At 67.1% G+C, this 8366-nt stretch carries 6 protein-coding genes; 5 read left to right on the forward strand and 1 reads right to left on the reverse strand.

Annotated features, from left to right (window positions below; all coding sequences use genetic code 11):
* Positions 1 to 341: 341 nt before the first annotated feature.
* Both VEG08_04820 and VEG08_04825 read left to right on the forward strand, forming a co-directional pair.
* On the forward strand, positions 342 to 1364 hold the full coding sequence (locus VEG08_04820; protein ID HXZ27307.1) for an energy transducer TonB: 1023 nt from the start codon (positions 342 to 344) through the stop codon (positions 1362 to 1364).
* 24 nt (positions 1365 to 1388) lie between these two features.
* Positions 1389 to 3137, forward strand: coding sequence for a M48 family metalloprotease (locus VEG08_04825; GenBank protein HXZ27308.1), 1749 nt, complete (start codon positions 1389 to 1391; stop codon positions 3135 to 3137).
* A 111-nt stretch (positions 3138 to 3248) separates the two neighbouring features.
* Here the strand turns inward: VEG08_04825 and VEG08_04830 are convergent, their stop codons facing one another.
* Positions 3249 to 4298 carry a sensor domain-containing diguanylate cyclase gene (locus VEG08_04830; protein ID HXZ27309.1) on the reverse strand — a complete coding sequence of 350 codons (1050 nt, stop codon included), beginning with the start codon at positions 4296 to 4298 and terminating at the stop codon, positions 3249 to 3251.
* A 266-nt stretch (positions 4299 to 4564) separates the two neighbouring features.
* Between VEG08_04830 and VEG08_04835 the strand changes: the two genes are divergently transcribed.
* The 3 genes from VEG08_04835 to ahcY all read left to right on the forward strand — a co-directional run bounded on the left by VEG08_04835 (position 4565) and on the right by ahcY (position 8231).
* Complete coding sequence (locus VEG08_04835) at positions 4565 to 5389, forward strand: helix-turn-helix domain-containing protein (GenBank protein ID HXZ27310.1); 825 nt, start codon at positions 4565 to 4567, stop codon at positions 5387 to 5389.
* A gap of 235 nt (positions 5390 to 5624) precedes the next feature.
* A complete protein-coding gene (gene metK / locus VEG08_04840; protein HXZ27311.1) occupies positions 5625 to 6821 on the forward strand; it encodes a methionine adenosyltransferase in 1197 nt (398 codons plus the stop codon).
* Positions 6822 to 6935: 114 nt separating this feature from the next.
* On the forward strand, positions 6936 to 8231 hold the full coding sequence (gene ahcY, locus VEG08_04845) for an adenosylhomocysteinase (protein HXZ27312.1): 1296 nt from the start codon (positions 6936 to 6938) through the stop codon (positions 8229 to 8231).
* Positions 8232 to 8366 lie beyond the last annotated feature (135 nt).

Raw genomic sequence — 8366 nt, forward strand, 5'->3', positions numbered from 1 at the left:
TGCCACCCGGTAACTCTTATACAGTCGCTCTCCGCTGCCTCCGCTTAACCCCGCTCCCGAGAACGTTCCCGAGATGGCAAACCGTTTGCCCCTTGACCCGCCGGGACGGGTGGGCGAGGGCGCAGCGCGCCGCGTGTCCGGCCGGGCAGGTTCAATGGCCTTTCAGACAATGGCCGATGGGACAGTGTGCGAGCGGAGGAGTTCTCACCCTCGAATCGGCCGCCAGGAATCTTGTGGCGGGGACGGAGCGAAGGTAGCTTGATGCATCCGGCGAACCCGGGGCCATCCGGGCTCGCTGGCAAGAGCGCGGCCGAGCTTCTGCCGCGCGATGGGGGAAGAACATGGGCCGCAACCGGACGAACTTCCAACTGGCCTTGCTGCCGCCGCAGCCGGCGCGCTGGTCGCGCTTCGGGCTGGGCGCCGCCTTCCAGACTTCGGTAGTGGCGCTGCTGGCGGCCATTCCCATCCTTCAACCGCAGGTGATCTCTCCCCGGCGCGACTTCGAGTCGGTCACCCTGGTCGCTCCCGACCTGATGGAGCACCCGGCGCCGCCGCGGGTGCGGGTCAAACTCCCGCCGCCGCCGCTGAAGCCGCCGGTGGAGGTGGCGCGGCTGGAGGCGCCGCGTCTGCCGCGTCCGGTCATCAAGAACGATCCTCCTCCCACGGCGATGCCCAAGGTGGAGAGCAAGCTCGACCTGCCCGCCCCGGCGCCGCCGCGAGTGGTGCGCACCGGACTCCTGGAGGGCAGCTCCGCCAAGCCCACTTTGAAGCTGCCGGCGCGCAAGGTGCAGACCGGGGGCTTCGGCGATCCCAACGGCGTGCCTCCGCAAAAGGACGCCCACGGCGCGGTGCAGATCGCGTCGCTGGGGCAATTCGATCTGCCCGCGGGCCGGGGCAACGGCAACGGCACCGGGGGCATCCATGGCGTGCCCGGGACGGTGAAGAGCGCGGGCTTCGGCAACGGCGTGGCCACCGGCGCCGGCGGTCCCGGCGGGAACGGGCGCGGGGGCGTGGCCATGGGCGGCTTCGGCAACGGCGGCGTCGGCGGGGAGGGCGGCGGCAGCGGCGGCACGCGCGCCGCGCAGGGCCCCAGCCTCCTGCCGGTGGAGATCCTCGACAAGCCCAATCCCCTCTACACCGAGGAGGCCCGCCGCCTGAAGGTGGAAGGCGAGGTCCTGCTGGAGGTGGATTTCGGCGCCAATGGCGACCTCCGCGTGCTGCGCGTGGTCCGCGGCCTGGGGCATGGCCTGGACGAGGCCGCGGTGCACGCCGCCGAGCGCATCCGCTTCAAGCCCGCCCGCAAGGACGGGCACCCGGAGGACACCGTGGCCACGCTCCACGTGGTCTTCCAACTGGCTTACTGAACCAACGGGGAAAGGGGAATAGAAATGCGCATCAGCAAACTGCTCCTCATCGGCATGGCGGCGGCGCTCCTGGCGGCCCCGGCCTGGACACAATCGGCGGCGCCCGCTCCCTCCGTCTCCGTGGCGTCCTCGGACCAGGACCAGGTGATCGACCGCACCATCGCGCGCGAACAGTTCATGATCGAGAACCTGCGGCACTTCCGGCCCATGATGGAGACCTATCTCCAGGACCAGCGCCCCGACAAGGAACTGGGCAGTGTGCCGGAGAAGGACGAATACTTCCTGGGGCGACTGGACTTCAGCCGGGGCGTGACCAACGAGGCCTTGTACGTGGACATGCCGGGCCGCTTCCGCACCCTGCTGCACAACGCCTTCGGCTTCTTCCCCATCAACTACGCGCCGCAAGGCTTCGCCGGGATGATCGCGGTGGACAGCCAGCACTTCGACCGCCAGCACTACCGCTTCCGCTACCTGCACCGCGAGTTCCTCGGCGACCTGCGCTGCATGGTCTTCGAGGTGGCCCCGGTGGGCAAGGCCGGCGGCTTCAAAGGACGCATCTGGGTGGAGGAGCAGGAATACAACATCGTGCGCTTCAACGGGGTGGACACCGGCGGCGGCTTCACCAGCCACTACTTCCACTTCGACAGTTGGCGGCAGAATCTGCGGCCCGGCCTGTGGCTGCCCACCCTGGTCTACAGCGAGGAGTCCGACATGAAGTACGGCGTGCTGCACACCGCCCGCTTCAAGGCGCAGACCCGGCTGTGGGGCTATGACCCGAACTTCGGCACGCGGGAGGACGAGATGACGCGGGTGCTGGTGGACGCCGCTACCCGCGCCAAGGACGAGAGTCCGCAAGCCGGCGACCTCTCTCCCCTGCAGAGCACCCGCCTGTGGCAGGGCGAGGCCGAGGAGAACGTGGTGGACAAGCTCGAGCGCGCCGGCCTGGTTGCCCCCAAGGGCGAGGTCGACAAGGTGATGGAGACGGTGGTCAACAACCTGGAGATCACCAACAACCTCGACATCCAGCCGGAGATCCACTGCCGGGTGATGCTGACCGACCCGCTGGAGACCTTCAGCATGGGCCACACCATCGTGGTGAGCCGGGGCCTGCTGGACGTGCTGCCCGACGAGGCCAGCCTGGCCATGGTACTGGCGCGCGAGCTGGCCCACATCACCCTGGGCCACCAGGTGAACACCAAGTACTCCTTCAGCGACCGCACCCAGTTCCCGGACGAGAAGAGCTTCCACGAGTTGCGCCTGCGCCGCACCGAGGCGGAGGAAGAAGCTGCCGACGCCAGGGCGCTGGAGCTGCTGCGCAATTCTCCCTACAAGGACAAGCTGGGCAGCGCCGGGCTGTTCCTGCGGCAATTGGAGGCGCGGGCCGGGGCCATCTCCAACCTGGTCATGCCCCGGCTCGGCAACGGCCTGGTGCACGGCAAGGAAGTGCGCATGGCGCAGCTCGCCAATGCCGCTCCGCAGCTCAAGGTCGACCAGCCCGACCAGATCGCCGCCCTGCCCCTGGGCGGGCGCATCAAGGTCGACGGCTGGAGCAACGACGTCTATCTGATGAAGAGCAAGCCGGTCCCGGTGCTCTCGGCGCGCGAAAAGATGCCCTTCGAGGTGACCCCGCTGTGGCCCTACGAGACCCGGCTGGCAGCGGATGGGGCGGCCTCCACGGCCGCCGGCAGCATGAGCCTGGCGGCCGCCGGCCCGACCGCGGAGTCTTCCGAGAAGGCTCCACCTCCGGCGGGACCTCAACCCAATCCCAAATAGTCTGTTCTCTTCTCTCTCTGGGCCTACCACGCCTGCGACGCACCTGGTCGCAGGCGTTTTTTTGTCTGGGTGCGGTCGGAGAAAAGGCCGCGGGCTGCAGGCCCGCCGGGCTTACTTGATGATGCCCAACTGGGCGACGGCGATGTTGTCGCGGGTGGTGTTCTTGACGGTGTACATCATCTCGTCGGCCTGGCGGATGATCTCGTGGGCGCTCTTGGCGTCTTCGGGGTAGGCGGCGATGCCCATGCTGGCGCGCACGTTGATGTTGAGGGAGTCGTCGCGCAGGAACTTGCACTGGCGGAAGACGTCGAGCAGGCGCTTGGCCACCACCTGGGCCGAGTCCTTGGGGGTCTGGGGCAGCAGGATCACGAACTCGTCGCCGCCGTAGCGGAAGGCGTAGTCGATCAGGCGCAGGTGGGTCTTGATCATGTAGCCGATCTCGGCCAGCAGCTTGCTTCCCACCAGGTGTCCGTAGGTGTCGTTGACGTGCTTGAAGTGGTCGAGGTCGATGAAGACCACGCTGAACTCGTAGCCGAAGCGGGCGGAGCGGTAGACCTCGGCTTCCAGGGTCTTGTAGAGGTGGCGGGCGTTGTAGAGTCCGGTGACGTCGTCGGTGATGGTGAGTTCCTGGATCTTCTCGACGGCGCGGGCGTTGTCGACGGCGATGGCGGCGTAGTCGCACAGCGCCTGCAGCAGCAGCATGTCGTTGTCGCTGAAGCTCTCGATGACGCAGTTGATGAGCTGGATCACGCCCAGCACCCGGTGCTTGGCGCGCAGCGGGATGCAGATGATGGAGCGCGTCTTCCACTTGGTCATGTCGTCCACGCGCTTGGCGAAGCGCGGGTCGGTGTAGACGTCGGGCACGATGAGGGCCTCGCCGTGCTTGGCCACCCAGCCGGCGATGCCTTCGCCCATCTTCAGGCGCAGGGTCTTCAGAGTGTCGGCGGCGTCGCCCACCGCGATGGCGAAGTAGAGCTCGTCCTTGGCCTCGTCCACCATGAGCAGCGACCAGGTGTCGGGGCGGAAGTATTCCGCCATCTTGTCCATGATGGTCTGCAGGACCGAATCCAGGTTCAACGTCGAGGTCAGCGCCTTGGCGACATCGTGGAAGATGCCCAGTTCCTGCAACTGGCGCTTCTTGTCGGTCGTGACCTCGGTCATGATGAGGAACTCGGACCGGCATCAGGCGGGGGTATGCCGGTGGCGCGTATTATATGCAAGCCCATCCCCCCGGGCAACCGGCCCGGGGGCTGCTGGTGCTGACTAAAGTAACCCGCGCCGGCGGGCAAAGTCGTTGGCGGGCCGCAGCTTGCGGCGCTGCTTCGTTGACAGCCGGCGGGCCCCGCTCCTATGATGGCCGCGGTTTCCTAGCCCCTGAACCCCCCGCATCGAGACCCTCCGGCGCCGGGCGAAGCAGGACCGCACCCATGAGTTCGTTTGGCGAAAAGCTGCAGCGCGAGCGCGAGATGCGCGGCGTCACCCTGGAGGAGATCGCCGAGGCCACCAAGATCGGCACCCGCAGCCTCCGCGCCCTGGAGAGCAACGACTTCGACAAGCTACCCGGCGGCATCTTCAACAAGGGTTTCGTGCGGGCCTACGCCAAGTACCTGGGCATCGATGAAGAGCAGGCGGTGGCCGACTACCTGGCAGCCTCGGGCCAGGCCGACGCGCCCGCCACCGGGCCGCTCCCCGAACTGCCGCCCACGGTGAAGCTGACCGTCCGCCGGCGCCGGCCGTGGGTGGTGGTGGTGGCGGTGCTGCTGCTGGCCGCGGCTGCCTTCCTGGTGTGGCGCGCCTATTTCCAGACGCGTGACGCCAGCGCCGGCGAGGTCGCGTCAGCGCCGGCGCCCGCTGCCGCGAGCGCGAACAAGACCGCGGCCACGCCGGCCCTCGCTTCGCCTTCGCCCCAGGTCTCACCGCCGGCCGCCGATTCTGCGGCGGCGGCCCAGCCGGGGGCGGCCTCCTCCGCGGCGGGTCCCGCGGCGACCGGGGCGCCCGCTTCCGCCGGCTTCACCCTGGAGGTGCGCGCCCTGCACGACTGCTGGGTCGCGGCCATCGTGGACGGCCAGTCCCAGGGCGACCATCTCATGAAGGCTTCCAGCCGGCAGAGCTTCCAGGCCAGCCGTGAGATCGTGATGACGGTGGGCAACGCCGGTGGCCTGGAGATCTACCTCAACGGCAAGCTGCTTCCGTCCCAGGGCGCCGAGGGCCAGAAGCGCACGTTGACCTTCACCGCCAAGGGCAGGGAATAGTGGATAGTGAATAGTGGATAGTGGAGCAGGCGGTGCCATACGCTCCGCGAGCGGCCGCTATTCACTATCCACAATTCACTATCCACTGTCCCTATTTCCCCTTTGGGTGCTCTCCGTTGCCCAACCGGGGCGCGTTTGTTATCGTAGATGCCTCGATTTGACTCCTGCGGCACCGCCCGAATTCATCCCGCCGTGGCGTTCTGAGTCGTAGAGACACATCACAGGAGGAGCGCAAGTGGCTTCCAAGCGACGCATTCTATTCACTTCGGAATCGGTGACCGAAGGGCATCCCGACAAGATCGCCGACCAGATCTCGGACGCGATCGTGGACGCCTGCCTGGCCGAGGACCCCTACAGCCGGGTGGCCTGCGAGACCCTGCTGACCACCGGCCTGGCCTTCATCGCCGGCGAGATCACCACCAAGGGTTACGTGGACTTCCCCTCCATCGTGCGCGGCACGGTGGGCTCGGTGGGCTACACCGACGCCACCTTCGGCTTCGATTCCCAGACCTGCTCCGTCATCTCCTCCATCCACGAGCAGTCTCCCGACATCGCCCAGGGCGTGGACCCGGGCGGCGCCGGCGACCAGGGCATGATGTTCGGCTACGCCACCAGCGAGACCGAGGAGCTGATGCCCACTCCCATCTCGCTGGCCCACAAGCTCACCCACCGGCTGGCGGAGGTGCGCAAGAGCGGCGAACTGGATTTCATCCGCCCCGACGGCAAGAGCCAGGTCACGGTGGAATACGACGAGCACTTCCGCCCCCAGCGCATCGACGCCGTGGTCATCTCCACCCAGCACTCCGAGACCGTGGACAACAAGAAGCTGCGCGGCGCTATCCTGGAGCGCGTGATCCAGGCGGTGCTGCCCCCCAAGATGCTGGACGCCGACACCAAGTACCACATCAATCCCACCGGGCGCTTCGTGGTGGGCGGTCCCATGGGCGACACCGGGCTGACCGGGCGCAAGATCATCGTCGACACCTACGGGGGCATGGGTCGCCACGGCGGCGGCTGCTTCAGCGGCAAGGACCCGACCAAGGTGGACCGCTCCGCCGCCTACATGGCCCGCCACATCGCCAAGAACATCGTGGCCGCGGGCCTGGCCGAGCGCTGCGAGGTGCAGCTGGCCTACGCCATCGGCGTGGCCGAGCCGGTCAGCGTGTACGTGGAGACCTTCGGCACCGGCAAACTCCCCGAGCACAAGTACGAGGAGCTGGTGCGCAACAACTTCGAGCTCACGCCGCGGGGGATCATCGAGTCGCTCAAGCTGCGCCGGCCCATCTTCCGCAAGACCGCGGCCTACGGCCACTTCGGGCGCAAGGACCCCGACTTCACCTGGGAGGCCACCGATAAGGCTGCGCGCCTGCGCGCCGAAGCCGGCGCCAAGGCCGAGTCCGCCCCGGTGAGCAAGAGCCACGCCAGCAAATAGCAGGCTGCGGGGGCGCACTCCCTGCGCCCCCGGACTTCTATCTGGTATCCTGTTGGAACTCCGAAGGGGCAACGTCTCAGGAGTGTTTTCGAACCATCTCCCGAAAAGGTCATCATGAGCACAAAAATCAAGCAGGAAGCCGTCGCGGCGGCGGTGACGTGCGACATCAAGAACATCGAGCTGGCCGACCAGGGCAAGAAGCGCATCGACTGGGCCAACCAATCCATGAAGGTGCTGCAGCTCATCCGCAAGGAGTTCATCAAGAACCAGCCCCTGAGGGGGGTGCGCATCGCGGCCTGCCTGCACGTCACCAGCGAGACCGCCAACCTGGCCATCACCCTGCGGGACGGCGGCGCCGAGGTCGCGCTCTGCGCTTCCAACCCGCTCTCCACCCAGGACGACGTGGCCGCCTGCCTGGTCCGCGACTACAACATCCCCGTCTTCGCCATCAAGGGCGAGGACAACGAGACCTACTACCAGCACATCTTGGCGGCGCTCGACCACAAGCCGCACATCACCATGGATGACGGCGCCGACCTGGTCACCACCGTGCTCACCAAGCGCCAGGACGCGGCCGCCGAGATCGTGGGCGGGACGGAAGAGACCACCACCGGGGTGATCCGCCTGCGCGCCATGGCCAAGGAAGGAGTGCTGCGCTATCCCATCATCGCGGTCAACGACGCGCTCACCAAGCACCTGTTCGACAACCGCTACGGCACCGGGCAGTCCACCATCGACGGCGTGGTGCGTTCCACCAACATCCTGCTGGCGGGCTCGAAGTTCGTGGTGGCGGGCTACGGCTGGTGCGGCCGCGGCCTGGCCATGCGCGCCCGCGGCATGGGCGCCGACGTCATCGTCACCGAGGTGGACCCCACCCGCGCCCTGGAGGCGGTGATGGACGGCTTCCGGGTGATGAGCATGCCGGAAGCGGCGCGCCTGGGCGACGTCTTCGTCTCCGTCACCGGCAACAAGAACGTCATCGGCCGGGAGCACTTCGAGGTCATGAAGGAGGGCGCCATCGTCGCCAACTCCGGCCACTTCAACGTGGAGATCGACATCCCGGCGCTGGAGAAGATGTCCTCCTCGAAGCGCACCACCCGCGAGTTCGTGGAAGAGTACTCGCTCAAGGACGGGCGCAAGATCAACCTGCTGGGCGAGGGCCGGCTCATCAACCTGGCCGCCGCCGAGGGCCATCCCGCCGCAGTCATGGACATGAGCTTTGCCGACCAGGCGCTCTCCGTCGAGTACCTGGTGAAGAACCACAAGCAACTGGAGAAAAAGGTCTACCCTGTACCCGAGGACTTGGACAAGCGCGTGGCCAAGCTGAAGCTGGAGTCCATGGGGATCAAGATCGACCGCCTCACGCCCGAGCAGGATGAGTACCTGGCCTCGTGGAGCGAGGGGACCTAGGGTCTACTGTGTAACAAGACAGAAGGGCGGCGGCCGCCGCCCTTTTCTTTTTTCATTTATCATGTCTGTTCTGCCATGAGCATGAAAGACATCGCCGCCTGGGCATTGAACACGGCGCAGATGCGCGGGGCGACC

It is taken from the genome of Terriglobales bacterium (genome assembly GCA_035624475.1).
Lineage (GTDB): Bacteria > Acidobacteriota > Terriglobia > Terriglobales > Acidobacteriaceae > DASPRL01.